At 28.6% G+C, this 26,383-nt stretch carries 28 protein-coding genes; 9 read left to right on the top strand and 19 right to left on the bottom strand.

All coding sequences use genetic code 11. The features are described from left to right. Nucleotides 1-61 precede the first annotated feature (61 nt). The 4 genes from R5397_RS00965 to R5397_RS00980 are packed head-to-tail and all read left to right on the top strand — an operon-like array spanning nt 62 to nt 3,133. Nucleotides 62-724, top strand: coding sequence for an HAD family hydrolase (locus tag R5397_RS00965; RefSeq protein ID WP_421622578.1), 663 nt, complete (start codon nt 62-64; stop codon nt 722-724). Beyond that, nucleotides 721-1,584, top strand: a complete 864-nt coding sequence (locus tag R5397_RS00970) for a hypothetical protein (protein WP_421622579.1) — start codon at nt 721-723, stop codon at nt 1,582-1,584. Before R5397_RS00965 ends, R5397_RS00970 begins: the two co-directional genes overlap by 4 nt. Further along, nucleotides 1,578-2,624: a hypothetical protein gene (locus R5397_RS00975; protein WP_421622580.1), complete on the top strand. Its 1,047-nt coding sequence runs from the start codon at nt 1,578-1,580 to the stop codon at nt 2,622-2,624. The genes R5397_RS00970 and R5397_RS00975 overlap by 7 nt, the downstream gene beginning before the upstream one ends. Then, nucleotides 2,621-3,133 carry a hypothetical protein gene (locus R5397_RS00980; RefSeq protein ID WP_421622581.1) on the top strand — a complete coding sequence of 171 codons (513 nt, stop codon included), beginning with the start codon at nt 2,621-2,623 and terminating at the stop codon, nt 3,131-3,133. Before R5397_RS00975 ends, R5397_RS00980 begins: the two co-directional genes overlap by 4 nt. 20 nt (nt 3,134-3,153) lie before the next feature. Here the strand turns inward: R5397_RS00980 and R5397_RS00985 are convergent, their stop codons facing one another. The 8 genes from R5397_RS00985 to R5397_RS01020 form a co-directional block, all read right to left on the bottom strand. Beyond that, nucleotides 3,154-3,594: a response regulator gene (locus R5397_RS00985; protein ID WP_247065833.1), complete on the bottom strand. Its 441-nt coding sequence runs from the start codon at nt 3,592-3,594 to the stop codon at nt 3,154-3,156. Nucleotides 3,595-3,642: 48 nt separating this feature from the next. Beyond that, the gene (locus R5397_RS00990; protein ID WP_247065831.1) at nt 3,643-4,128 is read right to left on the bottom strand and encodes a chemotaxis protein CheX; all 486 of its coding nucleotides are present in this window, start codon (nt 4,126-4,128) and stop codon (nt 3,643-3,645) included. Nucleotides 4,129-4,139: 11 nt separating this feature from the next. Then, nucleotides 4,140-5,522 carry a CheR family methyltransferase gene (locus R5397_RS00995; RefSeq protein WP_421623042.1) on the bottom strand — a complete coding sequence of 461 codons (1,383 nt, stop codon included), beginning with the start codon at nt 5,520-5,522 and terminating at the stop codon, nt 4,140-4,142. Between the two features lie 7 nt (nt 5,523-5,529). Then, nucleotides 5,530-8,094: a chemotaxis protein CheW gene (locus R5397_RS01000; RefSeq protein WP_421622582.1), complete on the bottom strand. Its 2,565-nt coding sequence runs from the start codon at nt 8,092-8,094 to the stop codon at nt 5,530-5,532. Nucleotides 8,095-8,165: 71 nt separating this feature from the next. Next, the gene (locus R5397_RS01005) at nt 8,166-9,209 is read right to left on the bottom strand and encodes a flagellar filament outer layer protein FlaA (protein WP_247065827.1); all 1,044 of its coding nucleotides are present in this window, start codon (nt 9,207-9,209) and stop codon (nt 8,166-8,168) included. Between the two features lie 85 nt (nt 9,210-9,294). Next, nucleotides 9,295-9,807 carry a flagellar filament outsheath protein gene (locus R5397_RS01010; RefSeq protein ID WP_421622583.1) on the bottom strand — a complete coding sequence of 171 codons (513 nt, stop codon included), beginning with the start codon at nt 9,805-9,807 and terminating at the stop codon, nt 9,295-9,297. Beyond that, nucleotides 9,797-10,792, bottom strand: a complete 996-nt coding sequence (locus tag R5397_RS01015; RefSeq protein WP_421623043.1) for an N-acetylmuramoyl-L-alanine amidase family protein — start codon at nt 10,790-10,792, stop codon at nt 9,797-9,799. Before R5397_RS01015 ends, R5397_RS01010 begins: the two co-directional genes overlap by 11 nt. After that, nucleotides 10,785-11,744, bottom strand: a complete 960-nt coding sequence (locus tag R5397_RS01020) for a hypothetical protein (protein WP_421622584.1) — start codon at nt 11,742-11,744, stop codon at nt 10,785-10,787. Before R5397_RS01020 ends, R5397_RS01015 begins: the two co-directional genes overlap by 8 nt. A 43-nt stretch (nt 11,745-11,787) precedes the next feature. Here R5397_RS01020 and R5397_RS01025 point away from each other — a divergent pair, with 43 nt between their 5' ends. Then, nucleotides 11,788-12,432: a hypothetical protein gene (locus R5397_RS01025; protein WP_247065822.1), complete on the top strand. Its 645-nt coding sequence runs from the start codon at nt 11,788-11,790 to the stop codon at nt 12,430-12,432. On the opposite strand, the gene R5397_RS01030 is transcribed toward R5397_RS01025, so the two are convergent. The 3 genes from R5397_RS01030 to R5397_RS01040 are packed head-to-tail and all read right to left on the bottom strand — an operon-like array spanning nt 12,433 to nt 13,643. Beyond that, nucleotides 12,433-12,867, bottom strand: a complete 435-nt coding sequence (locus tag R5397_RS01030) for a DUF192 domain-containing protein (protein ID WP_421622585.1) — start codon at nt 12,865-12,867, stop codon at nt 12,433-12,435. It lies immediately after the preceding gene. Continuing rightward, entirely contained in the window at nt 12,864-13,271 is a 408-nt protein-coding gene (locus R5397_RS01035) for a hypothetical protein (protein WP_247065818.1), read from the bottom strand. Before R5397_RS01035 ends, R5397_RS01030 begins: the two co-directional genes overlap by 4 nt. Nucleotides 13,272-13,283: 12 nt before the next feature. Beyond that, a complete protein-coding gene (locus tag R5397_RS01040) occupies nt 13,284-13,643 on the bottom strand; it encodes a hypothetical protein (protein WP_421622586.1) in 360 nt (119 codons plus the stop codon). 88 nt (nt 13,644-13,731) lie between these two features. On the opposite strand from R5397_RS01040, the gene era reads away from it, so the two are divergent. Further along, a complete protein-coding gene (gene era / locus R5397_RS01045; protein WP_421622587.1) occupies nt 13,732-14,604 on the top strand; it encodes a GTPase Era in 873 nt (290 codons plus the stop codon). 87 nt (nt 14,605-14,691) lie between these two features. Continuing rightward, on the top strand, nt 14,692-16,257 hold the full coding sequence (gene lysS / locus R5397_RS01050) for a lysine--tRNA ligase (protein ID WP_421622588.1): 1,566 nt from the start codon (nt 14,692-14,694) through the stop codon (nt 16,255-16,257). An 87-nt stretch (nt 16,258-16,344) separates the two neighbouring features. On the opposite strand, the gene gpmA is transcribed toward lysS, so the two are convergent. Continuing rightward, on the bottom strand, nt 16,345-17,091 hold the full coding sequence (gene gpmA / locus R5397_RS01055; RefSeq protein WP_421622589.1) for a 2,3-diphosphoglycerate-dependent phosphoglycerate mutase: 747 nt from the start codon (nt 17,089-17,091) through the stop codon (nt 16,345-16,347). A 223-nt stretch (nt 17,092-17,314) separates the two neighbouring features. On the opposite strand from gpmA, the gene rpiA reads away from it, so the two are divergent. Then, the gene (gene rpiA, locus R5397_RS01060; protein ID WP_421622590.1) at nt 17,315-18,001 is read left to right on the top strand and encodes a ribose 5-phosphate isomerase A; all 687 of its coding nucleotides are present in this window, start codon (nt 17,315-17,317) and stop codon (nt 17,999-18,001) included. Between the two features lie 257 nt (nt 18,002-18,258). Here rpiA and psgB read toward each other — a convergent pair whose 3' ends face one another. Beyond that, on the bottom strand, nt 18,259-19,044 hold the full coding sequence (gene psgB, locus R5397_RS01065) for a HemN-related non-iron pseudo-SAM protein PsgB (protein ID WP_421622591.1): 786 nt from the start codon (nt 19,042-19,044) through the stop codon (nt 18,259-18,261). Between the two features lie 203 nt (nt 19,045-19,247). Here psgB and R5397_RS01070 point away from each other — a divergent pair, with 203 nt between their 5' ends. Beyond that, nucleotides 19,248-20,087, top strand: a complete 840-nt coding sequence (locus R5397_RS01070; RefSeq protein WP_421622592.1) for a DnaJ C-terminal domain-containing protein — start codon at nt 19,248-19,250, stop codon at nt 20,085-20,087. Between the two features lie 5 nt (nt 20,088-20,092). Here the strand turns inward: R5397_RS01070 and R5397_RS01075 are convergent, their stop codons facing one another. The 6 genes from R5397_RS01075 to groL form a co-directional block, all read right to left on the bottom strand. After that, nucleotides 20,093-21,244, bottom strand: coding sequence for a hypothetical protein (locus R5397_RS01075; RefSeq protein WP_421622593.1), 1,152 nt, complete (start codon nt 21,242-21,244; stop codon nt 20,093-20,095). 23 nt (nt 21,245-21,267) lie between these two features. Continuing rightward, complete coding sequence (gene secF, locus R5397_RS01080; RefSeq protein ID WP_421622594.1) at nt 21,268-22,167, bottom strand: protein translocase subunit SecF; 900 nt, start codon at nt 22,165-22,167, stop codon at nt 21,268-21,270. Next, complete coding sequence (secD, locus tag R5397_RS01085; protein ID WP_421622595.1) at nt 22,151-23,914, bottom strand: protein translocase subunit SecD; 1,764 nt, start codon at nt 23,912-23,914, stop codon at nt 22,151-22,153. The genes secF and secD overlap by 17 nt, the downstream gene beginning before the upstream one ends. A gap of 90 nt (nt 23,915-24,004) precedes the next feature. After that, nucleotides 24,005-24,313 carry a preprotein translocase subunit YajC gene (gene yajC / locus R5397_RS01090; RefSeq protein WP_421622596.1) on the bottom strand — a complete coding sequence of 103 codons (309 nt, stop codon included), beginning with the start codon at nt 24,311-24,313 and terminating at the stop codon, nt 24,005-24,007. A gap of 15 nt (nt 24,314-24,328) precedes the next feature. Further along, complete coding sequence (locus tag R5397_RS01095) at nt 24,329-24,625, bottom strand: hypothetical protein (protein WP_421622597.1); 297 nt, start codon at nt 24,623-24,625, stop codon at nt 24,329-24,331. A gap of 58 nt (nt 24,626-24,683) precedes the next feature. Beyond that, a complete protein-coding gene (gene groL, locus R5397_RS01100) occupies nt 24,684-26,318 on the bottom strand; it encodes a chaperonin GroEL (protein ID WP_247065792.1) in 1,635 nt (544 codons plus the stop codon). Nucleotides 26,319-26,383 lie beyond the last annotated feature (65 nt).

The raw sequence follows: 26,383 nt of genomic DNA on the forward strand, positions 1-26,383 counted from the left end.
AAAAGGAAAAAAATAATGATAAAATGAAGGCACATTATGATAATGACAAAAGGATTAAAATATGAGAATTAAAGCCTGCATTTTCGATATGGATGGAACTTTAATAAACAGCATCATGGATATTGCATTTTCAATGAACTTGGCACTAAAAAATTTAGGATACACAAAAATTAAAACAGATGAATTTAACACTCTTGTTGGCAGAGGATATTCCAAATTAGTAGAGAACACTTTAAAGCATCTTAACGTAAAATTAAACAATAAACAAATCAAAGATAATCTTTATCAAGAATTTGTACAAGCATACAATCAAAATCTTTCTTCCCTAACAAGAGCATACGATGGTATACCAGAACTTTTAAGAAAACTCAATTCACTTAACATTCCTGTTGGAATCTTAAGCAATAAAAACCATGAAGAACTATTAATAATATCACAAAATATATTCAAAGACATAAACTTTTTTGAAGTGAGGGGCTACTCACCAAGATTTGAAGCAAAACCAGATCCTGCAAATGCACTTGACATGATAATAGAATTAAATCTCATGCCAAAGGAAATAGCATACATCGGAGACAGCGATGTTGATATGCTCACTGCTAAGAATGCAGGATTTTTACCTATAGGGGTTGCATGGGGATTTAGAACAATAAAAGAATTAAAAGAAAGCGGAGCAAAATACATTTTAAGTAGTCCATCCGAACTTTTGGATATAATCAAATGAATTCAAAAGTATATTTTCCACATCTGTATCATTATTTATTTAATCATGAAAACATAAAGGGATTATCAATTTTTGAAAAAGAAATTGAAATAATCAAATATCTAGAAGAAAATAAAAAAACCATTTCAACATTTATAGACGAAAATTTTAAATCTGATACTGACTTACTTATTCAATACGTTAAAGAAAAAACTGACATAATAATTACTCCTATTGTTTTATCAAACATCGAATCTATTGATCTAAATATCGTAAAAGACCTCTTTAACAAAGAGCTTAATAAAAATAACCTAGAATTAATATTTAGTTCTATTAAAGCAAATCCTTACTTAAGAAAAGAATTTTTATACGATTTCAATGCTATAAGTAACGGACATATAACATTTTATATAAACAAACTTTTTGAAGACAAAAATTCTTACACAACACATCTAATCAAAAAAGAAAATGACATGCTCGATTCTTCAAAAATTGTAAAAAACTACATAAAAATTCTACTCTTATTAAGAGTATTAATAATTAAGTTTTATTTAGAAAAAGAAATAAAATTAATTCCAAGAAATATTGAAAATACAGCAAAATTAATTAGCAGAGAAATTGAATTTTTAGATAACAATACAGTTAGCCTGATAACTCAAAGTCTCTTTAAGTATGAAACTCTAAGTAACATATCGCCAATTGCAACATTAATATCCATTTTTTCAAACAGAACCAGAATACCAAATATTAAAAACAATAGAATAAAGGGATTTATAGGTTATGACGAGAGCTGGTTTTCTATAAAACAATTAAGCTCAAAGGAACATGATCCAAGAATTATTAAAGAACTTCTAGAAATAGCTAGGAAAAATAAATGGTAAAAATACTTTCAAATTTTTTTAAGGCCACTTTAATCGCATCAATACTTGCATTCCTAATAGAAGAATTATCAATAATACTTTTTTTGCCATACAAGATCCGATTCGCCCTAATATTCATTGGATTTTTATTCGATGCAATATTGATATTGATTTTTTTATACAAAATTCCAAAAGCTTATTTTTCACAAAAACTACAAATATATATAAGAAATAATTTATTTTTTGATCTAATTCATTGCCTAATTCCCTTAATATTTTATAGCTCTCATCAAATCCAAAATATAATTAATCCTCACGAAACAATTCTAAGTCCAATTGTACTTTCACTTTTCAAATTAAGATTCTTAAGACTCCTTAGATTTAACGACTTAATGATTGAAATTTATTATAATCCAAAAGAAAAAAATCTAATCTTAGTTGCATTTGCAAGAACATTTTCAATAAGCTTACTAATTCCATTCATATTTTTTATAATATTTTCAAGTTCAGGTTTTGCAAATACAATCCCAGAAAAGCAAGAATTTAATATCATAAAAAACATTTCAATAACAACTGAAAAAAACTATATCAAAGAAAAATATCCTTTTATACTAATAATTAAAGATACAAATAAAACGATATATTCTAAATCTGATGATATATTTTTCTACTACAGTCCCAGCGAATACAAAATTATAGAAATAGATCAAACAAAATTTTATATAGATAAGTATCTGCAAAGAAAAAATGATTCTGTAATTGGGATATTTTTATTTACACTTTTTATATCTTTTGCACTGTTTTTAACAAATTTTTATAAATTTTTTAAAGCAAGTTTTCTAAATCCAATTATACTAATGCAAAAAGTATTACAAAATCCAATTGAGTATAGAAAAATTCAAATTCCATCCCATTTCAGCGAAGAAAAAGTATATGAAATGGCAAAAACATTTAATAATGTTTTATTAAAAGACAAACTAAACGCAAAAAGAAGAAGCAAACTTCCCTTAGAAATTGAAAAAGTGAAAAGAATAATAAATAGCAATAAGGAACATATATGATAAAAAAAACATTTTTGTTATTAATTATTAACACATCAATTCACCCAAGATTAATAACAACTTCAATTGAAAAACGATCATCAGAAGCAACTAAAAAATATTCTGCTTTTAATTTAATAATAGAAGAAGAATATTATACCAAACATCCAAAAGACACACATGAAATGCAAATATATGAATTAACAGAAAATTTTATAAAGAGCATTTTAAGAGATAAAATTAATTATACAGCACTAACTCCAACCTATAAAGAAGCAAACAAATATTTACTACAAAGCGAAATTATTGACAAAGATTTTTCAAAATATAAAATATTTAAAATCAAAGCCATAAATTCAATTTTTAAAAGTTCAGCACTAATATATACCAAAAAGGGCTTTTATAAGCTAGAGCTACATATAGGCAACAATAACAAAAATAAACTAGAAATTTTCAATCTTAACATGTCATATTTCACAAAACAACTAAATGAAATAAATAATGCAATGATTTTTTACAAAAAATACTAAGCTACTAAGCATATACTATTTCATTTAACAAATACAGACATCACTCTTTGAAGAACCTTAGCTCTATCAAGAGGCTTCACAATAAATGTCTTTGCACCTTTAATTAAACAATCCTTAACCAACTGTTCTTTTCCTAAAGCAGAAATCATTATTACTTTAGCATTTTTATCAAATTCCATAATATTAGAAAGACAAGTTATCCCGTCCATCTTGGGCATAGTAATATCAAGAGTAACAACATCAATATTAGGATAATGGTTTTTATATTTAATCACAGCTTCTTCACCATCACCAGCAGTATCAATAATATTGAATCCTTCAGAAGTAAAAATTTGTGTAAGTTGTTTTACAGTAAAAACTGAATCATCCACAATCAAAACATTAAAAGGAACTCCGGTGTCATAATTGATCCCCTTTGGTTTATTTGAAGAATCCACAGCAATTGTAGTTTTCTGGATCATATTAAACCCTCTTCTTTCATGATAAGTACTTTCAACTTCATAATCATATCAAACCCTCTCTCTTATTGCAATATTAACTTCTATAATTTTACCATCTGGTAAAGTAAAGGGCACTATTAATGCTTCAGAACCCTTATTACTTATTTTCATATTTTCTCCATAAATAAAAGCTGGTGGGGTTATATCAAACACAAAACCCTTAGCATGCAAAGTAGTAACAAAATTGCCAGCAATAATATTACCAACTTCCGTAAGAGTTGCTGCTACCATCTCTCTAGTCTCTTCATCATCAAAATCAACATACTCCTCAAAATTCAACTTCGAAGCAACAAAAAGCGCGGTATCAATATCCATATCAATAATAATACTACCTTCAACAGAACCTGCAAGTCCTACAATTACAGACACACCTCTTATTTTTTGATTTATCGACTTAAGCCCAGGACTGCCCATCTGAATATCTTCAACAAGCAACATATCCCTTAAAACTGAAGAAGCAGCATCTAAAAATGGCTCTATATAATCTATTCTCATTAATTTCTCCTTTAGATCCTTTTATACAAATTAAAACATTTTACAGATCTATCTTTCACAAAAATATCATTGTTTTTAAGTTCTTCATTATCTCCTAAAATTAAAAGAGCACCACTAACAGATTTTTCTGCAATCGCATCCAGAATTAAATTTTGCCAATCATCATTCAAGAAACATAAAATATCCCTTAAAAAAACAATTCCCAAATTTTCTGGAAACTCTGATAAAATAGCATCTGAATATTCAAATAAAATATTATTCATAATCTCTGGCTTGAATTTATAAACCCCTGGACTCTGCTCAAAGGAATTCTTTCTATAAATCTCGCTTAAATTAACATCAGACTCTGAGAAAATCAAATTAGAAGTACTAATTACTTTAACTAAATCATTGTCAATAGCTGTTACCCTAAAAGGATTTTTATAAGACTCATATAAAACATTCACAAAAGATATTGTCTCCTTTCCATCACCACATCCAATCTCAAAAACATTTAAAACAGTACCAACACCACTTATATCATTAACATATGGCTTAACAATTTCATCCTGAAATTCTTTTAAATATCTATCATCCCATAAGCGTCCTGATGATTTTGAATAAAATTCACCTAAAAAATTATCATAAGACAAATCATTAATATTTACAATATCTAATTGCATACCAATTTTCTTTAAAAATTCATCATTTACTAAAGATGCATTGAAAGAATATTTAAAAAGATTTTCTTTAATAACCTTTAAATCATCTAAAATACCCTCAGATGATGTTGTAAGATCACTAACAGATGATTCTAACAATTCTAAAAAATTATTGCTATAAGAAAATGACTTATCCTCATTCCCAGAAGCATCTATCTTATCATCATTTCTGCTATCTTCCAATGAAATTTCTTCTTCCCTATCATAATCAAAAATTCTATCAACATCAAGAAGAATATACAATTTTTCACCATACTCAACTACTCCGCTTATGTAACGTATAAGTGCTTCTTGGGACAGAACAGGATGAGGATCTTGAATTAAAGAAGAATCAATTGAAAAAACATTATTAACCTTATCAACAATAACTCCTATTAATAAATCACCATTCCTAAGAACCATAATATCTTCAAGATCTCTCTTAAGGACTTCCAAATTAAACATTATTCTCAAATCAATAATAGAGATTATTTCTCCTCTTAAATTATCAAGACCAACCACATATTTTTTAGCATTTGGGACATATGTAAAATTACTAGATTTCCTAATCTCCTTAACTTGCATAATATCTACAAGATAATTATCATTTCCAATATTAAAAGAAACCACTTTAAAATCTAAATTAATAGGAATAGGTCCTTTAATCTGATTACTTACATTATGATCACCTAAACATATCTCTTTTATTTCCATCATAAGACTATCCTTTCATATCTCTCAAGTCAAAAAGCCTAAACACATCAATAATTAAAACAACTTTGCCATTCCCAAGTGTAGTAGCTCCAACTATTCCAGGACTTGAAGCATACTTATCTTTTATAGGTTTTACAACAAAATCTTCTTCTCCAAGAATAGAATCCACAACTATCCCAGCCTTTTTATCATTAACGCTAATAACTATTAAAAACTTCTCATACAGATTTTGATCGTTCTTTATATTAAAAAGCTCATCAAGTCTAAGAACAGATATAACTTCTTCCCTTAAATTATACACTTCATGATCATTTTCAAGAAGCTTAATATTTTCTTCACTAACTCTATGTGTTTCAAGAACACTATTTAAAGGAACAACATAAATCTCACTGCCTGACTTTACAAGAAGACCTTGCACAATCACTAATGTTAAAGGAAGCTTTATTTTAAAAGTAGTACCAATATTAACTTTTGAATCTATAACAATAGTTCCATTTAATTTCTTAATATTATTTTTAACAACATCAAGTCCTACGCCTCTGCCAGAAACATCTGTAATCTGACTAGCTGTTGAAAATCCTGGTTCAAAAATTAAGTTCAAAATCTCACTCTCAGATAAAACCGTATCTTCTTTTATTAAACCTTTCTCAATTGATTTCTGCCTAATAATATCTGGATCTATACCTCTTCCATCATCCTCAATCTCAATTGATATCACATTACCTTCATTCTTGGCACGCAAAATTATATGACCAGCTTTATCTTTACCCTTGCTAAGTCTCTCATCAGCAGTTTCAAGACCATGATCAATAGAATTTCTAACACAATGAATTAAAGGATCTACAAGATCATCTATAACAGATTTATCAACTTCCGTATCTTCCCCTTCAGTACTAAGCTCTACAATCTTGCCTAGCTTCTTTGAAAGGTCTCTTACAACTCTTGCAAATCTTGAAAAGATACTAGACACCGGTAACATTCTTGTCTTTAAAACACTCTCATGCAAATCAGTAATTATCCTAGAGAGTCTATTAGAGGCAAATCTAGAATCTTGAAGAATTTTAAATAATAAATCTCTTAAACCTACCATATCTTGTAAACTTCTATCAAGCTTATGCTCCACCAAATTTGCTATTTGCTCCTCAAGAGAACTTTCCAATTCTAAACCCATATCCTTAAAAATCATCTTTAAATCTACCAAAAAACTATTGCGAAAATTTTCTTGATAATCATAAAAATAATTAAAATTATAGAGAAAAGATATCATATCAGAATTTATTTGATTATAAGTTGACTTACTTATAACAGCTTCACTCACAAGGTTTAATATGGAATCTATTCTTTTACTATCAATTCTAATCAAATTGACATTTACAGCCGTCTTCTTAGATTCCTTAGAAGAGGCATAACTACCAACTTCGATATTTAAATTTACATCTTTAATATTTTTTAAATCAATTTCGTTAATATCAAAACTAACAACAACATCTGACAAATTCACCTTTTTAGAAATACTATCAACTGAGGTATCTGATATTAAATAATATACAATAAAATCAAAAAACTTATCAGCTAATAAATCTTCAGGAATAGATTTATAAACTTCTCCTAAACTTTTTAACGCCTGCAACATCTGAAGTCCAGAAATTGTTGACATAGGATTATCTTTATTGAAATTTAACTTTACCTCAAATAACTTAGCATCACCAATACGCTCTCTTAAACTTATAAGCTCATCATTAGAAAGTCGAACTTTTCCTTCAGACAGAATATCATGAACAACAAAATTTCTCTCACTTGACTCTGTTTTTGCCAACTCATTATCAATATCAAATTCATCAATTGCATAACTCAAAGCAACACCAGACAACTTGATTTTTTCCTCAATATTATTATTATTATTTAAAGAAATTAAATAATAATCTACTCTTCTTAAAAACTTATCTGCAATAAGCTGTTCATAATTAGGAACCGTATACAAAATTGGTCCTAAATCTTTTAAAGCTTGAAACATCTGTATACCAGCAATTGTAGCCATAGGATTATCTTTATCAAAATAAATACTCACCTTTAAAACTTTTTGCCCAAGTCCAACAACTTCACGCATATCACTAAGATCATAGGAAGAAAGCAAAAATTCATCATCTATATTCTCTAAAGACATCTCGGGAACTGTCTGATGATCATTCCCTAAAAACCTTCTTAATTTATTTTTAAGATCGCTTACATCTTTTAAATAAACATCTCCATTAAGACGTGCATCAAGCATGTCTTTTATTACATCAAGTGCATTTAAAAGTAAATCAACAAGGTCATTACATATCTTTAATTTATTATCTCTAATAGCATCAAATACATCCTCAACAACATGGGTAAAACCTGAAAGTTCCATCATATCAACAGAAGCTGAACCGCCCTTAAGAGTATGTGCAGCCCTAAATATCTCATCAATAGTTTCTGAATTATTAGGGTCATCCTCTAATGACAGAATATTCTCTTCAAGAGTATCTACAAGATTCTGAGCTTCCTCAAAAAAAATCTCTAAAAGCTCTTTGTTTTCTGAATCTAGCATTAGCTTATTTTTCCTACTTTATCTTAATAGAGGCTAAATCTTAAAGATTCAGCCCTATTAACGAATTAAATTTATTGTTCTTTAGTACGTGGTGCTCCAGATTCATCATTACTACCCTTTTCTAAGAAATCTTGAAAAGACTCATCTGGCATTGACACATTTTCTTTAATCTTTAAAACTTTCTTAAGAGCTTCCTGTGCTTTTAATTTTCGAAGTGATTCTGCACCACGTGTTTCATAAATCTTAAATACAGATTCATTATCAATATCAGAATCCAAAGAAACACTTAACTTATCATAAATAACTCTTACATCTTTAACATAAAAAATCAAATTCTGATCTTTTGAGCTATGAGACTTTGAAACTCTAAACGCCTTAAATCTCATCTTACTTGAAGGAAGAGGATAGTTAGGAATATTATCTTTACCTGTTATAGCACTTATACCTGGAAGATAATTAGGATTTGACCACACCAAATCTGCCCAACCTTTAAATCTTAAGGTACCCAAAGGATAAACATATTCCATCCCACTCATATCTTCAAACAAAACTTCAAGATCAACTTCATGACCCAAACTGTAAACAGTAACCTTAACTTCTCTCATAGTCTTAACATTGTCAATTAAACCTTTACCTAAAAATTGATTGCCGTCTTCTCCAGAATAAAAAGGAATCTTAAATGGAGGTAAAATCATTGCAGAAGATTGAGAATGACTTGGAAATAATACTCTCACACCTAAGATTGTATCTCCTGCATATCTTTTAGATTCACCCTTAACAACAGCTGGAGCAACAACAGAATTTTTTACATAAGCCTGCATTCTAGATGAAGGGGTTAAAAGAACATTCCAATTACTTATTCCAAGATCTAAGACCATATCTTCTGCCTTCACAATATTTGAAGCCCCAGAATACACAAGTTCAACATAATCTGTAAGATCAAGTTTAGTTGGGCTTGGATCTCTTGCAAGTTCCGCAAAATCAAGAACCAACTCACCAGGCTCATTTTTAACAGCATTATCACCCGATAATGCTCCAGGTACTTCTTGTCCAAAAAGAGAAGTTAAGAAAAGAAGAAAAAATAAAACAAAAACAATATTTTTTACTTTAGACATAAAATCAACTCCTTCTATAAAATAATTTATAGCTTTTTATTTTTAATTTTTACTTACAGTATACCCGAGATTGCCTAAAAATGCCTTAAACATTTAAAACATAACCCTCAATAAAAATAACAACTTTTCTAACATTTCCAGGATAGTTAAAATCAATCGTTTCTTTTAAAGATTTAACAAACAAATTTACTTTCAGTTTACCAGAGTCATTATAACCACCATTTTCAAAAGAATTATAAAACTCTTTTGAGAGATTTATAAAATAAACATCATTACTTATAAAAGAATACAAAAATTTTACATTTCTTGTGCCAAATTGCAAAGAAAAACCCTTACTATTACCCAATAGAAAATCTTTAACTAAAAAATCCAAATTCTCTTTAAGAGTTTTCTTCTCCTTTAAATATCTTAAATCAGCAATCAATTCATTTTCACAATAAAAATAGAAAACTTTCCTAAAGAAGATATTCTCATAATTTAAAAAAATCATACATAAAGAAAATAGAAAACTTAACAATAAAAGTGCAATTAATATCTCAAATGAATATTTTGCCCCATTACGACTAAAAAAACTACAATAAATAGAATTATTTTTCATAAAATTCAATAAACCTAATTAAAGATTTAAGCACTAATATACTTATCTTACTCATATAATTGTAATCCAAAATTAACATAGCATCAGCAATGTTAGATAAAAACCCAATTTCAATTAACACAGCAGGCATACTACTATTTTTAATCACAAACCACTGCTCTTCTCTAATTGATCGAATTTTGGTCTCACATAAAACATCAATAAAAGTCTCATATAAAATCTCAGCTAATTTTTTTGACTCATACTTATACTTAATATCTAGTATATCATTAAGCTCCCTCAAGTATCTATTACCTCTAATATCATATCCTTTAAAATTTCTTACAACTTCTCTTTTAGAATCTTGGGGAAGATACCAAAATTCAATTCCCCTAGCTTCAGGATTTGGCGCATTATTCACATGTATTGATAAAAATATAACATTATGTGGAAAATCTGGCTTAATTGCATTCGCAAGCTCAGACCTATCTTGCAATGGCACAAAAACATCATCTACACGTGTTAATAAAATGTTCCTGTCTAAAAAATAATTACTCAAGATTTTATATACATGCATAGAATAAGTTAAAGCAAAATCTTTTTCTAAAAGGGTAATATCATGTTCATTGATTTTATGAGTTACAACAGCTCCTCTATCATGTCCGCCATGACCAGGATCAATTACTATCGACGTTATTCGTGGTTTACTATAACTTTGCAAAGCTCTAAAATGATTTTCAATCTGCATCAAAGCCCTCTTGGTTATCAAAATCTCTCCATTCTTTAAAAGGATAGGATCTACATAAAGATAATAACCAACAGATGAGAGACCATATTCAAAACCTACTTTAAGCTTAAGATGTCCCTTCTCATGTTCAATTGTAAGAATATCATTTGCAATATTAAAGTTAAACTTAAAAAATTTACTATCAAGTGAATCCAGAATGTTAACGTAATCAACTTCCTGAGCCTCTAAAAACAGATGAACAAAGATTAAATTAATCAATAATATTATTTTCCCAAAGTTCAATTGCACTCTTTAAGTCACCTTTAAACCTTAAGCTATTTTTAGTAATTTCATGTTTGATTTCTTTAAATTCTCTGCCAAATTTAAAAGGGTTAATGCCATATTTTAAGCATAGTTTCAAAAATCTAAAGAACGAAAATTTTATTCCATTTCCAACAAAAATAGGAACATAATTTTTAAGCAAAAAGATCAAAAAACTTCTATTTTTTGTCAAATCTTCTGGAACATTTAAAGCGGTATATTGTATGCGAAGTTTCCTATAGATATGGACACTTTCCCCGAAATAAATAGCCCTAAGTCCAAAATCCAGTCTTTGAAAATATTCATTTTTAATTCTTCTATCAAACCCCCCTAGTTGAACAAATCTCTCTTTAGAGTAAAGACCACAATAATCCATAGTAATTAAACTTTTCTCATAATCCCTCTCAGAATTTATCAAAATTACCTTCAATTTCCACTGTTCATCAATAGTGGGAATAAAAACTGATGGAACAACTTCCTCTTCTTTGTCAAAAAACTCTCCACCAACAAGAAGCACATTCTTTTTAACTATTTCATCAAATATATTAGGAATCCAAAAAGGATTTAACAAATACATATCACTTTGCAACACAAAAACAAAACTACAAATGGATTCTTTCATAGCTAAGTTGACCTTTTCGCCAGAATTCAAATCATCAGAAAGTAAAATAAACTTCAATTTATCATAACTCTCTGAAATAAATTGAAGAGAACTTCTATTACTTTGCTTTTCAATAGAAATAATTTCTCTGATAAAATCAAAATTAGAGAGAGAGCCAAATAAATCTTCTCTAAAAATTTTTGTACCCCTATTTAAAATTACAAAAGAGATTCCAAAAGTTGACCTTTGCACATAATTATTTTTAGACTGAATAACTGTATAAGAATAATCATTACTCTTAAAATACATAAACTTACTTCAAAAATCCTTATAATTAAACTATAATAACTACATGATAAGTACTAAAATGTTAAAAATAAGTATTTTAAACATCGATCAATTAAAATATAGCATAGTTATTGTCGTTTTAATACTCATAACATTGATAAGTTGCAAAGATAAAAACGTAAACTACGATAAAAAAATAAAAAAAATACTTGACAATAACAAAATTGAATACAGAATAGACAAAGAAAATGATTTTATTGTATCAAAAATCATCAATGACACAAAAATAGAAATAATAGTCAGATCAAAACTAAATTCATATCAAAATTCAAAAACAAGAGAAATATTTGGAATTGTAGAAATATTCGATGTCAATTCAAACAAAATTCAAGAAATATCAGAATCTCTAATGAGTGACAGCTACAATAACCGAGTTTTAGGATCATGGGAAATCATTCATGATCCTGAAAGGGGCAATAATTCTTTAGTATATATTATCAAAGCTGAAGAAAATGCAAAAGAAACTTTTCTACTCGATGCCCTTGAAGAAGTCGCAGCAACAATATCCATCTTTAAAAAGGTAATAAAGGATAATGACATAGAAGTCAATAAAACTACATATAATGAAATTGATAATGATACCTTGCACAATGAAGAAAAAATGAAAGACCATGCAGAAGAAGAACTTCAAAAAATAAAAGCCGAGTAACTATTCTACATTTAAAGAATTAACATCAAAATTAAATTTCACTCTGTCACCTACCTTAATTTTAAATTTAGAAAAAGAACCTTCCGGAACCTCAAGAGCATACTTGACCTTATACCTAGAATTTATAACCCTTTGTGAAAAAGGAACTAAACTATAAATTTCCTTAATAACACCTACAGAATTAATATAAGCAATTTCAAGTGATACAGAGGTATCTTTCATCCAAAAAGATAAATTCTTCTCTTCTTTAAAAACAAAAAGCATACCATTACTTTCATTTATACTCTCAGTTCCCATATACCCTTTAGATCTAGTAACTTCATCAAGAGCAAGCTTAACAAAAAATTTAGTATTATTAATAATAATCTCTTTATCATATACATGATTGGCACACGATATATAAAAAATTAATGCAAAAAGAGCTCTCAAGATCAACGATCCTTATTAACATAAGACTTTAATGTCATCCTTAAAATATTACTATTCAAAGCAATAATAGAATCACCAACATCCCAAATATAATTGAAAGGAGTTACAACCGTAGCATCGCCAAATTTTTCTCTGACACTAAGAACAATAGAGTATTGAGAAATCAGCTTTCTATCAAAAACAAAAGTATATGAATAAAGCCTATCGTTATCAAAACTAAAGTAAGCATACCTTATAGGAACCTTACCTTTAAATTTTAAAATTTGTGTTTTAGCATAAGGAAATTCAACTTCTTCAATATCAGAATAGAAAATAGAGGCTTGACGAACATTATCCTCAACAAATTTAACATTCTCTCCAAGCTTAAAAGATAAAAAAACAGAAAACAAATAAAAAACTGTAATTCCCATATGACTTCATCCTTAGAAAAAAAGAATGTAAACAAAAAGCAAAACTAGCAAAAAACTCACAAATAAATAAAGCATGACACTAACATTAAATCCAAAACAAAATCTCGACTTTAAAAAACCATTATTAGTTCTAGCTCCCTTAAATCTTGCTCTCTGTCTCATTCTAAAAATACGCTCTTGAGACTGTTCCTCGAAAGGACTATAACTACATTTTGGACAACCATTCTCAAATGCAGAAACAATTCCTACATATCCACAATTTGGACATTCAAGATCACCTAATTTAGAGTGACAATTTAAACACACAGACTTATTAAGCTCAACCTTTCCCCCACAATGTTCACAAAAAACCTCAAAATTGACTTTTTTCAAACTATAATCCTTTAAACACAATACTTAAACAGTTTATATATTAATTATCATATAAAATATATTAATATATTTAAATAGGAAGACTAAAATGAAATCAGGATTTGTATCAATAATAGGTAGATCTTCAACAGGGAAATCTACACTTCTAAATTCAATATGTGAACACCAAATATCAATCATTTCCTCCATACCACAAACAACTAGAAACAAAATAAAAGGAATATTTACAGATAAAAGGGGTCAAATTATTTTCATAGATACACCGGGATTTCACCTAAGTAAAAAGCAATTCAATATAGCACTGATGCATAACGTACATTCTGCAATAAAAGAAACAGAATTAATTCTTTATGTAATTGATATTCAAGATGAACCTGGTATTGAAGAGAATGAAATATTAACAATTATCAGTAAATCCAAAATTAATTTCTTAGTAGTCATCAATAAAATTGATATTCAAAAAACAAAAGAAAGAGAAATAATGATATTTTTAGAAAAAAAAGGAATAAAAAAAGACAACATTATAAAAATCTCTGCTGAACAAAAAATCAATATTGAAGAAATCAAAGATAAGATTTATGAAAATCTCCAAGAAGGACCTCTTTATTATCCAGAAGAATATTATACAGATCAAGAAATGAACTTAAGAATTAGTGAAATAATTAGAGGCATGACAATTAAAAAACTCAAAGAAGAACTACCATATTCCTTATATATAGAGATCGAAATCTTAGAAGATAGAAAAAACAAACTTTTTATTAAAGCAAATATTATTGTAGCCGTAGAGAGTCAAAAAGGCATAATAGTCGGCAAAGGAGGCAAAGGAATAAAAATAATTGGAGAAGAATCAAGAAAGATAATATCAGAAATATTTGAAAAAAAATGTGATTTATTCTTACAAGTAAAATTAAGAAAAAATTGGAACAAAAACCCTAAACTAATTAAAAATTTAATCAATTAACACAACAACATCTTAAAACACCTCTTTAAAATCTTGAAACAAAAAACATAGAATGCTACAATCAAATTTTAAATAGGGGTAATATTTATGAAAACAGCACACTGGGCAGATTTTTATGCAAAAAAAATCATAGAAGAAAAAGGTGAAAAGGAACAATATACAGTTGCATCAGGCATTACTCCATCAGGCACTGTGCATATTGGAAACTTTAGAGAAGTAATTTCCGTTGACCTTGTAGCAAGAGCATTAAAAGATGTAAACAAAAATGTAAGATTTATATACTCATGGGATAACTATGATGTATTTAGAAAAGTACCTAAGAACATGCCTGATCAAGAATTACTGACCACTCATTTAAGACAAGCAATCACAAGAGTTCCTGACACCAAAACTAATCAATCAAGCTATGCAAGAGCAAACGAAGTAGAATTCGAAAAATATCTACCTATTGTAGGTATTAAGCCAGAATTTATAAATCAAAGTCTAAAATATATGTCAAGTGATTACTCAAATCAAATTAAATTTGCACTAGATCATAAAGATGAAATAGCAAAAGTCCTTAATCAACATAGAACAACAAAACTAGCTGACAACTGGTACCCTATTAGCATTTTTTGCACCAAATGCAATAAAGATACTACAACAGTAAAAAATTATAACCATTGCTATTCCATTGAATACCATTGCGAATGCGGTAATAAGGAATCACTCGATTTAAGAAAAACATGGGCTGCAAAACTTCCATGGAGAATCGACTGGCCAATGCGATGGAAATACGAAAACGTTGATTTTGAACCTGCTGGAAAAGATCATCATAGTAGTGGAGGAAGTTTTGACACCTCAATAGAAATTGTAAAAATTTTCGGAGGAACTCCGCCCATAACATTTCAGTATGATTTCATATCAATCAAAGGACGTGGTGGAAAAATATCTTCATCATCTGGAGATGTCGTGTCATTAAAAGATGTCCTTGAAATATATACCCCGGAAGTTACAAGATTCTTATTTGCATCAACAAAACCCAACACAGAATTTTCAATATCATTCGATCTTGATGTAATAAAAATTTATGAAGATTACGATAAATTTGAAAGAGTATATTATGGAATTGACGATATTAAAGAAAATAAAAAAGAAGCTTTTAAAAGAATTTATGAACTCTCTCAACCAAAAGCACCAGATAAAGAAATTCCATATCAAATTGGTTTTAGACATTTAAGTGTAATTTGTCAAATTTTTGAAGGGGACAAAGATAAAATTTTTAAACTCCTAAATGATGTAAAAGAAAACCAAAAAGAAAAACTTATAAACAAAATTGAGTGTTGCATTAACTGGATCAAAAAATTTGCACCTGAAGAATTTAAATTTTCATTAAGAACCACATTCGATAACACTGAAATCTTAAAGGATAGCAACAAACAAGGAGTAACACAATTACTAAATTTTTTAAAAAAAGATTTCAACAATATCACTGAAAAAGAAATTCAAGATGAAATTTATAATATCGCAAGAAGCAATAATATTGAACCCCCATTATTCTTTAAACAAATTTACAATATATTAATTAATAAAGACAAAGGACCGAAATTAGCAGGATTTATTAAAGCAATTGGTATTCAAAAATTTGAAGAAATTGCAAAACACTATATTTAGCTTCAATAATAAATGACTTACAAATAAAATAAAAAGAGATTATTAATTTAAACAATCTCTTTTTATCAATGTTTTTTTATAACTTTTTTATTTTTTCTTTCCTTGATTAGCAACAGATTCCATAGCTGCTTTAATCTTATCCTCATCACCTAAATAGTAATGTTTAATAGGTCTTAAATCACTATCAAGCTCATAAACTAAAGGAATACCAGTAGGAACATTAAGCTTTAAAATATCATCATCACTCATATTATCAAGATATTTAATAAGAGCTCTTAAAGAATTTCCATGAGCAGCAATAATAACCTTTTTTCCCTCAATAATAGCTCTAGCAATTTTATCTGTCCAATACGGTATAACTCTTGCAACAGTATCCTTTAAACATTCCGTTGAAGGAAGTTCACCTTTAGGAATTCCTCTATATCTTAAGTCATGAATTGGATGACGTTTATCAGATTCTTCTAAAGGCATAGGAGGGATATCATAACTACGTCTCCACATTAAAACCTTATCCTCTCCATATTTTTCAGCTGTTTCAGCCTTATTTAACCCTTGCAAAGCTCCATAATGCCTTTCATTGAGTCGCCAAGATTTCTCTACATCAATATAAGATTGACCCAACTCACGCAAAATAATATTTAAAGTATCATTAGCTCTTACCAATACCGAACTAAAAGCAATATCAAAAGAATAGCTTTCTTGTTTAAGAACTCTACCGCCCTCTAAAGCTTCAGAAATACCCTTCTCAGAAAGCTTAACATCAGTCCAGCCTGTAAAAAGATTTTCTTTATTCCATTCACTCTCACCATGACGCACTAAAACTAATTTATACATAAAATCTCCTAAGAAATGTTTTTATTACTTTAATAACACTTTATCAATTATAAATTAACACAAAACCTAACTAATGTTAATACTCAAAAATTCCCTCACAGCCATAAATACAATAAGCTATTAAAAGATTTTACTAAATAACACTATTGATTATAGTATTCTTAATGATATAATCTACCCTACAAATCTATAAGTAAATCTATATGATTAAGGATAATACATAATGGAAGAACAAAAAAAGTTAGTTTCACAATACGCAATTGATCATTATGTAACAAGCGACATGCACCTTGGCATTGGAACAGGAACAACGGTCTTTTATGCAATTAAATATTTAAGCAAAAAAATAAAATCTGGGGACTTAAAAAATCTAAAACTTTACCCAACAAGTAATGATACAAAATATTTACTTGCAAGAGAAAATATTACATATGAGTCCAAATTTACAAAACTCAGCAAAAATATAGACATAACAATCGACGGAGCTGATGAAATTTTATTAGAAACAAAAGCCCTAATAAAGGGTGGTGGAGCAGCTCATCTAATGGAAAAAATAGTGGCATACAATTCTCATCAATTATTGATTATTGCAGATGAAACAAAAATTGTAAAAACTTTAGGAACAAGAGCATCTGTACCAATTGAAATTATTCCAGATGCTCTTGCATTTATTACAGCAAACTTAGAAAATATGAACTTTAATCCTGTTTTAAGAACTTGCAAGTCTAAAGCAGGGCCAATAATAACTGATAATAATAACTACATCTTAGATGTAAAAATGAATATCGCAAACCCTAAAGGGGCTGAAAAATATTTTAAATTATTCCCAGGAATACTTGAAATTGGTATTTTTAACCATCAAAACACTAAGATCATATACTATCAAAATGGACAGATTAAAGAAACTTAAAATTCACTTTAAAAGAATTGCTAACTAAATATTCTCTAATCAACCGAAGATAAAATCCAATTTAAATCTCTCATGTACATTCAAGTAAAGAATATCATTGCTAAAAACAACTCCTTTACTTAATCTCAAAAGATAATTAATAAAATTACAAAAATCTTACTGATTATATATAAACCTATGCTTCAAAACAGAAACCTCAAGCCCCTTCTTAGTCCCAAGATTTGTAATAAAATGACAAATAAAAAAATCTAAATCACTTAAAATCTCAAAAGCTGCTGAAATTTCCCACCACCTAAAAAATTATCATCCATCTTAATTATAACCTGAAGACCATCACCTTTGGTAATAACAAGCAAACTAACAGAATTTACTCCAAGACCCAAATATGGTTTAAGCTCCCAATATCTCAAATTATGTTTATTCACATGCCCCCTTAAGGCAAAATTTGAAATCTCATAATTCATATAGCCATTAGATTCCAAAAAATCAAAAGCATAAAACCAAAAATCTTCAGCCTTAGCAGCATTATAATTGAAAGAAACATCCTTAAAAAGATCAATAATACAATTTTCCTCATCAACTAGAATTTCTGAAAGACAAATATGTTCAGGAGCACATGCAACTAACTTTATTAAATCATTCCTAAGATGTATTTTTTCTTGATAAGGAATATTAACATTTAAGTCAATATTCAAATCAAAATCAAATTTACGAATATCATTTACTGCGTCATTTATTTCAGCTACAGATATCTCATAAACACCCATCACTTTTAAAAAGTTTGAAGAAAAACTCTTTATATTAAGACTAATTCTACTAACAGAAAAATCATTTAAAATCGCTAACAGTGAAGGTGTAATCTCTAAGAGATGTAATTCAAAGGTAACCTCATCCAATGTAACGAAATCAAAATTTCGAGATAGAGAAGTTAAAAAAGATGCTAAATCAAAATCATTACCAAGCCCTGAAGTTTCGTATCTAATATAAAGGGTCTTAATTTGTGGAGAACCCAAAACCTTTAAATAATAAGACAATTCATGCAATATTTTATCAAAAAAAAATATAATTAAAACACTTGGTGAGATCAATATAAATACTTAAATCCGTTAAATGCAAAAAATTCATTACTTTATAAACAACCTTTAAAAAATTTAAGTTTAATTATAATATATATAATGATAGCATCAATTATAATGAATTTAAATATACTTCAATATAACACGAAAAATAAAAACAAGAGGTTTGAATGTCTAAAGACTATTACAACATACTTGGAATACACAAAAACGCTACAACAGAAGAAATCAAAAAAGCCTATAAAAAACTAGCTATAAAATATCACCCTGACAAAAATAAAGGAAACAAATTTGCCGAAGAAAAATTTAAAGAAATAAATGAGGCTTATGAAATTCTCTCATCTCCTCAAAAAAAAGCCAATTATGATAATTTTGGAAGTGCAAATTTTAATAACAATTTCAACACAGAGGGGTTTAGTAAAGGATTTAAGAATACTGACTTTCATAATTTTGAAAGCTTCGATTTATTCTCTGATATTTTTGGAGGAACTACAAGAGGCACACTTAAAGATACAGAGATAACTATTAAAATTTCACTATATGATGCCTATATGGGGGGTAAAAAATCAATATTAATAAACAACGAAAAAATTGACATTAATATTCCAAAGGGAACAATTGAGACTACTAAATTAAAGTTTAATGGCAAGGGAAAGATAAATCCAATTTCTGGGAAAAGAAGTAACTTAATTATCAAATTTGAAATATCAAGTTATAAAAATTTTACTTTAAAGGAACGAAATTTAGAAACAAAAATTAATGTATATCCATGGGAAATGGCTTTGGGTAGTGAAAAAGTCTTTGAAACAATTGAAGGTAAAAAAATAAAGATAAAAATTCCAAAAGATACAAAAAATGAAGAAATACTAAGTTTAAAAGGTCTTGGCATGCCTGCACTTGGAAATACAAATAAAGGGGACCTCAGAGTTAAACTAATAGTAGATGTTCCTAAAATCATTAACGATGAAGTAAAAAAAATATATGAACGACTAAAAGAAATATATAATTAGAAATTTTAAACAAATAAATGCTCAAAATTTTTCAAGCTTTTCTCCCAGTCAAGCTTAAAATCATTAAGCCTGTTTATTTTAAGTTCATATTCCTTAATTCCATCTTCAATATTATTAAAATTTTTATTAATATCTACTGCAAATTGAATAATATCACCTTGACGAGGAGAAAGACTAAAGAAAGTAAACTTCCAACCTCCAGAATTTATAATAGATATTATCCTTTTCTGAAAAACACAATCTGATACTAAAACAAGTTTCTGAAACTCTTTTCTACGCAAATAAATAAACTCATTCCACTCATTAAAAATAGCACCTGGTAACTCATCTAGACCAATCTCAATAATATTACTTATAGACAAAAGGATATTAAGAGTCTCTAATAAATTCAAATAATAACTCTCAAAACACTGAATAGTAATATCTAATAAAGAAATTTTAACAAGCAACTTAGATACATCAAGACTATGATCTTTCATAATTTTTGATATTCTTTCTTTTGCATACTCTATAACAAATTTTTTATGTGTATCTTTAATATATTCGCTTACCTTAACCTGCTCCACCTTTTCACAATACTCATCAATCTCCTTATTGATCAAATCTAGACTATTATTATTAGCCTCATTAGAAAAGAAATCAATAGTATTTGCCAATCTTCCCAAAAACTCTTCTTTAATAAAAAAAGTGGCAATTTTTATGCAAGAGTATGGGGTTTTATTTTTTTTATCAAATTCTTCAATCTTCTTCTTAAGATCTACCCTAAAATTCAAATATCTAAGTTTATCTAAAAATTTATTAAAAACATCTTCATTACTTAAAAGTACATCACATTCTAAATTTAAAAATTCTGATGACGGATAATATTTTTTTATCAAATTTTTAATAGTGACCAAAGCATCACAAAATATTTTTTTATTAAGATTTAAACTATCATTTAATCTTGAAGAAGTACTAACAACTTTAGCAATATCTTTATGAACCTTATCTAAAAAGATAATCTTACTTTTAAGCAAATCGGCATCATTAATAAGACTTGACTGTTCCTTATAAGAATAATAGTTTATTAAACTATATCTAAAAATACTAAAATTTAAATGTTTTTGAAAATCAAAAAACCTATAAAACCCTAATGAACCAAAATCAAGAAACTTCATATCATAATACTATAACAAAACATCTATTTAAATTTTTTATAACAACTTAAAAGAATAGGAGAAGCTATAAAAATTGAAGAATAAGTACCAACAACAACACCTACCATAAATATTAGAGAAAAATCTTTAATAGCTCCCTCAGTAAACACATAAATAGATAGCACAGCAACAAATGTAGTCATAGATGTCAAAATAGTCCTTGATAAAGTTTGCTTAATACTTACATTTAAAATATTTAAAAATAAAGTATCTGTCATACCCCTAAAATTTTCCCTAATTCTATCAAAAATAATTATCGTGTCATTTAAAGAATACCCAATAATTGTCAATATAGAAACGATTATTGAACTATTTATTTCTATCCTAAATATCCCTAAAAAAGCAACTACAAAAAGTATATCATGTATCGTTGCAAATATTGATGCAACAGCATAACTCAACCTAAATCTCAACGCCACATAAAATAAAATAAGCGTAAATGTTAAACAAACCAATAACATTGATTTCATCCTTAAAATAGATGAAAAATTTGAATCAATAAAATAAGAATCAAGAATTTCAACATTAGCACCAAATTCGGTATTCAATTTATCAATTAATGTACTATGAATCTCTTTTTTTAAAGCATAATCAGTAACATCTGACTTCACTATAATAGAGAACTGACTCTTAGACTCATCACTTGAAATGATTTTATTAACATCAAATGTTTTATAAACCGAAGAGAGTATTCTTTGTATATCATAATCTTTAATACCTGATTTATCTATTACAAAATTAATATTAACTCCTGAAGAAAAGTCTATTCCCCAATTATAACCACCATGACACATAAAAGTATAAATAAAGCCTGATAAAATCATACAAAAACTAACTATAATAACTTTATTTCCATATTTTAAAAAATTAAACCCCTTTTGCATAATTTGAACTCCAAGAGATACTTAAACATTTGATTTTACTAAAAGACATAATAAATTCCAAAATAAACCTTGAAAAGATTAAACTACTAAAAAGTGATGCTACAATCCCTATAGACAAAGTCCAAGCAAAACCTTGAATAGTTCCGGTTCCAAGAAGAGTTAAAAAAAACACAGCAATAAATGTTGTAATATTTGAATCCATTATTGCCCAAAAAGCTTTTTTAAATCCATCATCAAATGCTCTCTCAAATTTTCGACCATTTCTAATCTCTTCCTTAATCCGCTCATAAATAATTATGTTAATATCAACAGCCATACCCATAGTTAATACAAGACCTGCAATACTTGTAAGAGTCAAAGTAAAGTTAAATGCTGATAAAATTGCCAATATTAAAAATAGATTATAAATAACCAATGAAAAACCCGCTACAAAACCACTTATCTTGTAATATACCAACATAAATAAGAAAACTAAAACAAGCGCAAGAAGAGATGCTTTTATTCCAAGTTTAACTGTTTTCTCTCCAATAGTAGGTCCAATAACTCTTAAATCATCTATCTTTATTTCAACTGGAAAAGCTGCTGTTTTAAAAACAAGTGCAAGCTCATTAGCTTCGCGCTTATCAAAAGAATCCCCCTGAATTGAAACACTTCCACCAGCAATAGCATGACTAATATTAGCCACTGATTTAATTTTTCCTTCCATAACTACAGCTAAAGCCTTACCAATATTTTTTTTGGTAAATTCAAAAAATTTTTCACTTCCCTCATTATCCAGATTAAATGTAACCATATCTCTACCTGTTTTGTAATCGTTTAACACACCAGCATCACTAATATGGAATCCATCAAATGAATTTTCAACACTAGAATCAACAACATAATAACGAACTGTAGATTCATCATCAATACCATAAGAATCCTTAACATACCAAGGAAAAATTTTCTTATTATCTCCAAGTCCCATACTATTTTTAATATCAGAAATTGAGTAAAGAGGTCCGGCTTCTAGTATTTTAGTATTAAGAACAGAAGTAGCCTCATTATCAACCACATAAAAGATCAAATTTCCTCTACCACTTAAGAGAGAATCAACACGCTTCTCATCCCTTTCTCCTGGAACATCTAAGAAAATCTTATTTCCACTTGCTTCCCTCGTAATCTTAGGCTCTGTAAGTCCAAAGGTGTCTACTCTCTCTTTAAGTATTTGCATTGTACGTTCAAAAGCTTCTTCCTTTTCTTGAAAACTCAAAGTTCTTCCCAATTTTTGTTCAAGACTTGAGTAATCAAGAGAAATAGTAACACTCATTCCGCCAGACAAATCAAGCCCAAGTTGTATTATTCTGTTCTTATTCCTCTTTATCTCTTCATAATACCTATAAATTTCAAGACTAAGTTCTTCAATATCAGCATCTGTTAAAAACCCATCTCTTAAGACTTTGACATTATCAAAAAATTTGGGAAACTCTTTTCCATAAATTTTATAGTTATTTTGAGCAATTGGAATTAAATACTTCAAATCATCTGGAATTTGAGCATTAGGATTATTTTGATACAACTTTTTAAGTTCAATAAGTGAACTCAATGCCTTATTTTTAGAATAATCCCTTAAAGCCTCTTTTGAATATGAACTAATTTTTTTATCCTCATCGTTAGTAAAAAAATACCACTTTAGAGTAGGAAATATTAAAAGATAAGCAAATGACGTAACACATAGTATTAATATAAATTTAGAGACTTTATTCATAAATAACACCCTTATTACACTAATTTAACTTAAATATCATGTTAAATGAATATTCAAATTAATATTATATATTAAACCGCTTCTAACGCCTTAATTTTTATCTTTAACTTCGTTAAGAATAACTCTTTCAACTGAATTTTTTATAAACCTTACCTCTGAAGTTGGACTAAGTTCAAGCACAACTTCAGAATCATTAACCTTTTTAACAATCCCAAAAATTCCACCTATAGTTAAGACCTTATCACCCTTTTTAAGATTTTTGATCATATCCTTTTTTTTCTTCTCTTCTTTACGCTGAGGCGATATTACCAAAAACCAAAATATAGCAATTACAGGAATAAAAACCAATAAACTCCTAAAAAAACTACTGCTATGACTAAAATCTTGCAATAAAAACATAAACTTTCCTAACTTTTAAACATAAGTAACTTTTATACTAGAAATATTATCTGGATAAACTACCCCAAAGAGGAGCTCAAGCTCCTCTCTCTTACTATAACTAGATTTGCTAATATTATTATACCTGTCAATTAAATACCCAATAAGAGTATCATCATTTTTATAAAGAGCCTTGCTAAAAGCACTTCTATAAAACCCAAGCTCGAAAAGCTCCTCGACACTCTTATTTTTATGCTGACTTAAAAGCTCTTTATCTACTATTGCCTTAGAACCATCATAACCTATACAAAAGACAAATTCATTTTCACTCAAATCTAGATCCTTACTGCAATAAACATCCTAATCAAGGAGAAATTTGTGTAAAATTAACTTACATCATTCCCATGCCAGGATCCATAGGATACCCACCACCAGCATTACTCTTCTCCTCTTTAACTTCAGTAATAGCACACTCTGTTGTCAAAAGCAATCCTGCAATTGAAGCCGCATTTTGAAGAGCACTTCTTGTAACCTTAGCAGGGTCAATTATACCACTCTCAATCATATTTACCCATTTAAAACTCGCTGCATCAAAACCAAGTCCTTTTTTGTCAGTTTTAATCTGATGAATATAAATAGAACTCTCAAATCCAGCATTAGCAATTATTTGTCTCATTGGTTCTTCAAGACTTCTCTTCACAATCTCAAAACCTTGCTTCTCCTCATAGCTAAGTTTACTTGTATCAACTGTATCAAGATACATAGCAACTTCAATAAGAGTTGACCCACCACCAGGAACAACACCTTCTTCAACAGCAGCACGAGTTGCAGATAAAGCATCCTCAACCCTATGTTTTTTTTCTTTAAGTTCCAACTCAGTAACAGCACCAACATTAATTACAGCAACTCCACCAACAAGTTTTGCAAGACGTTCTTGGAGTTTTTCTTTATCATATTCAGAGCTTGTCTCTTCAATTTGTTTTTTAATAAGCTCTGCACGCTCTTTGATTTGCTCTTTATTTCCAGTATTAATAATTGTAGTATTATCTTTATCAACTTTTACTGATTTAGCCTGACCAAGCTGCTCAAGTTCAACATTCTCAAGAGTAAGTCCCAATTCTTCACTAACAAATACTCCTCCAGTAAGTATTGCAATGTCTTCAAGCATTGCCTTACGTCTGTCACCAAATCCAGGAGCTTTAATTGCACAAACCTTCAAAGCTCCACGAACACTATTTAGAACAAGTGCAGCAAGAGCATCTCCCTCAATATCTTCAGCTATAATTAACAAAGGCTTATTTGTATTTAAAACTTTTTCTAGCACTGGCAAAAGTTCTTTAATCGTACTAATCTTCTTCTCACATATTAAGATATAGGCATCATCAAAGCTTACACTCATATTTTCTTTATTTGTAGAAAAATAAGGAGATAAATATCCTCTATCAAATTGCATGCCCTCAACATAAGAGATTGTAGTATCAAAAGTCTTTGACTCCTCAACAGTAATAACCCCATCTTTTCCAACTCTATCCATTGCTTCAGCAATTTTTTCACCTATGGAAGTATCATTGTTTGCAGAAATAGATGCTACCTGCGCAATTTCTTCCTTAGTAGTGATTTTTTTAGCTGATTTACGAATTTTCTCAGAAGCTAAAACCACAGCATGCTCTATACCTTTTTTTATTCCAATTGGATTAATCCCAGAAGAAACATTCTTAAGTCCCTCTCTTGCAATTGCATAAGCAAGTACAGTAGCAGTTGTAGTTCCATCACCAGCTAGATCATTTGTTTTAATTGCAACTTCTTTTAAAAGTTGTGCTCCCATATTTTCAAGCGCATTATCAAGCTCAATCTCACGAGCAACACTCACTCCATCTTTTGTAACAGTAGGAGAACCAAATTTTTTATCAATTAAAACATTTCTCCCCTTAGGACCAAGGGTTACTTTCACAGCATTTGATAATTTCTCAATACCGCTTAGTAGACTTTTTCTAGCATCTTCATTAAAATATATGTCCTTAGCCATAAATTTGACTCCTTTTAAGTATAAAATTTAAAATTAAATATCACATTATAAAGTTAGTATGAACT

The sequence above is a fragment of the Borrelia sp. MN22-0132 genome, from assembly GCF_049201035.1.
GTDB classification, from domain to species: Bacteria; Spirochaetota; Spirochaetia; order Borreliales; family Borreliaceae; genus Borrelia; species Borrelia puertoricensis.

Excerpts from the sequence above, each read along its gene's own strand:
- gpmA (WP_421622589.1), bottom strand. The coding sequence starts at position 17,091 with ATGTATAAATTAGTTTTAGTGCGTCATGGTGAGAGTGAATGGAATAAA.
- R5397_RS00975 (WP_421622580.1), top strand. The coding sequence starts at position 1,578 with ATGGTAAAAATACTTTCAAATTTTTTTAAGGCCACTTTAATCGCATCA.
- R5397_RS01000 (WP_421622582.1), bottom strand. The coding sequence starts at position 8,094 with ATGCTAGATTCAGAAAACAAAGAGCTTTTAGAGATTTTTTTTGAGGAA.
- lysS (WP_421622588.1), top strand. The coding sequence starts at position 14,692 with ATGAAAACAGCACACTGGGCAGATTTTTATGCAAAAAAAATCATAGAA.
- secF (WP_421622594.1), bottom strand. The coding sequence starts at position 22,167 with ATGCAAAAGGGGTTTAATTTTTTAAAATATGGAAATAAAGTTATTATA.
- R5397_RS00965 (WP_421622578.1), top strand. The coding sequence starts at position 62 with ATGAGAATTAAAGCCTGCATTTTCGATATGGATGGAACTTTAATAAAC.
- R5397_RS01025 (WP_247065822.1), top strand. The coding sequence starts at position 11,788 with ATGATAAGTACTAAAATGTTAAAAATAAGTATTTTAAACATCGATCAA.
- R5397_RS01005 (WP_247065827.1), bottom strand. The coding sequence starts at position 9,209 with ATGTCTAAAGTAAAAAATATTGTTTTTGTTTTATTTTTTCTTCTTTTC.
- rpiA (WP_421622590.1), top strand. The coding sequence starts at position 17,315 with ATGGAAGAACAAAAAAAGTTAGTTTCACAATACGCAATTGATCATTAT.
- R5397_RS00995 (WP_421623042.1), bottom strand. The coding sequence starts at position 5,522 with ATGGAAATAAAAGAGATATGTTTAGGTGATCATAATGTAAGTAATCAG.
- R5397_RS01010 (WP_421622583.1), bottom strand. The coding sequence starts at position 9,807 with ATGAAAAATAATTCTATTTATTGTAGTTTTTTTAGTCGTAATGGGGCA.
- groL (WP_247065792.1), bottom strand. The coding sequence starts at position 26,318 with ATGGCTAAGGACATATATTTTAATGAAGATGCTAGAAAAAGTCTACTA.
- era (WP_421622587.1), top strand. The coding sequence starts at position 13,732 with ATGAAATCAGGATTTGTATCAATAATAGGTAGATCTTCAACAGGGAAA.
- R5397_RS00990 (WP_247065831.1), bottom strand. The coding sequence starts at position 4,128 with ATGAGAATAGATTATATAGAGCCATTTTTAGATGCTGCTTCTTCAGTT.
- secD (WP_421622595.1), bottom strand. The coding sequence starts at position 23,914 with ATGAATAAAGTCTCTAAATTTATATTAATACTATGTGTTACGTCATTT.
- R5397_RS00985 (WP_247065833.1), bottom strand. The coding sequence starts at position 3,594 with ATGATCCAGAAAACTACAATTGCTGTGGATTCTTCAAATAAACCAAAG.
- R5397_RS01070 (WP_421622592.1), top strand. The coding sequence starts at position 19,248 with ATGTCTAAAGACTATTACAACATACTTGGAATACACAAAAACGCTACA.
- yajC (WP_421622596.1), bottom strand. The coding sequence starts at position 24,313 with ATGTTTTTATTGCAAGATTTTAGTCATAGCAGTAGTTTTTTTAGGAGT.
- R5397_RS00970 (WP_421622579.1), top strand. The coding sequence starts at position 721 with ATGAATTCAAAAGTATATTTTCCACATCTGTATCATTATTTATTTAAT.
- R5397_RS01020 (WP_421622584.1), bottom strand. The coding sequence starts at position 11,744 with ATGTATTTTAAGAGTAATGATTATTCTTATACAGTTATTCAGTCTAAA.
- R5397_RS01075 (WP_421622593.1), bottom strand. The coding sequence starts at position 21,244 with ATGAAGTTTCTTGATTTTGGTTCATTAGGGTTTTATAGGTTTTTTGAT.
- R5397_RS01035 (WP_247065818.1), bottom strand. The coding sequence starts at position 13,271 with ATGGGAATTACAGTTTTTTATTTGTTTTCTGTTTTTTTATCTTTTAAG.
- R5397_RS00980 (WP_421622581.1), top strand. The coding sequence starts at position 2,621 with ATGATAAAAAAAACATTTTTGTTATTAATTATTAACACATCAATTCAC.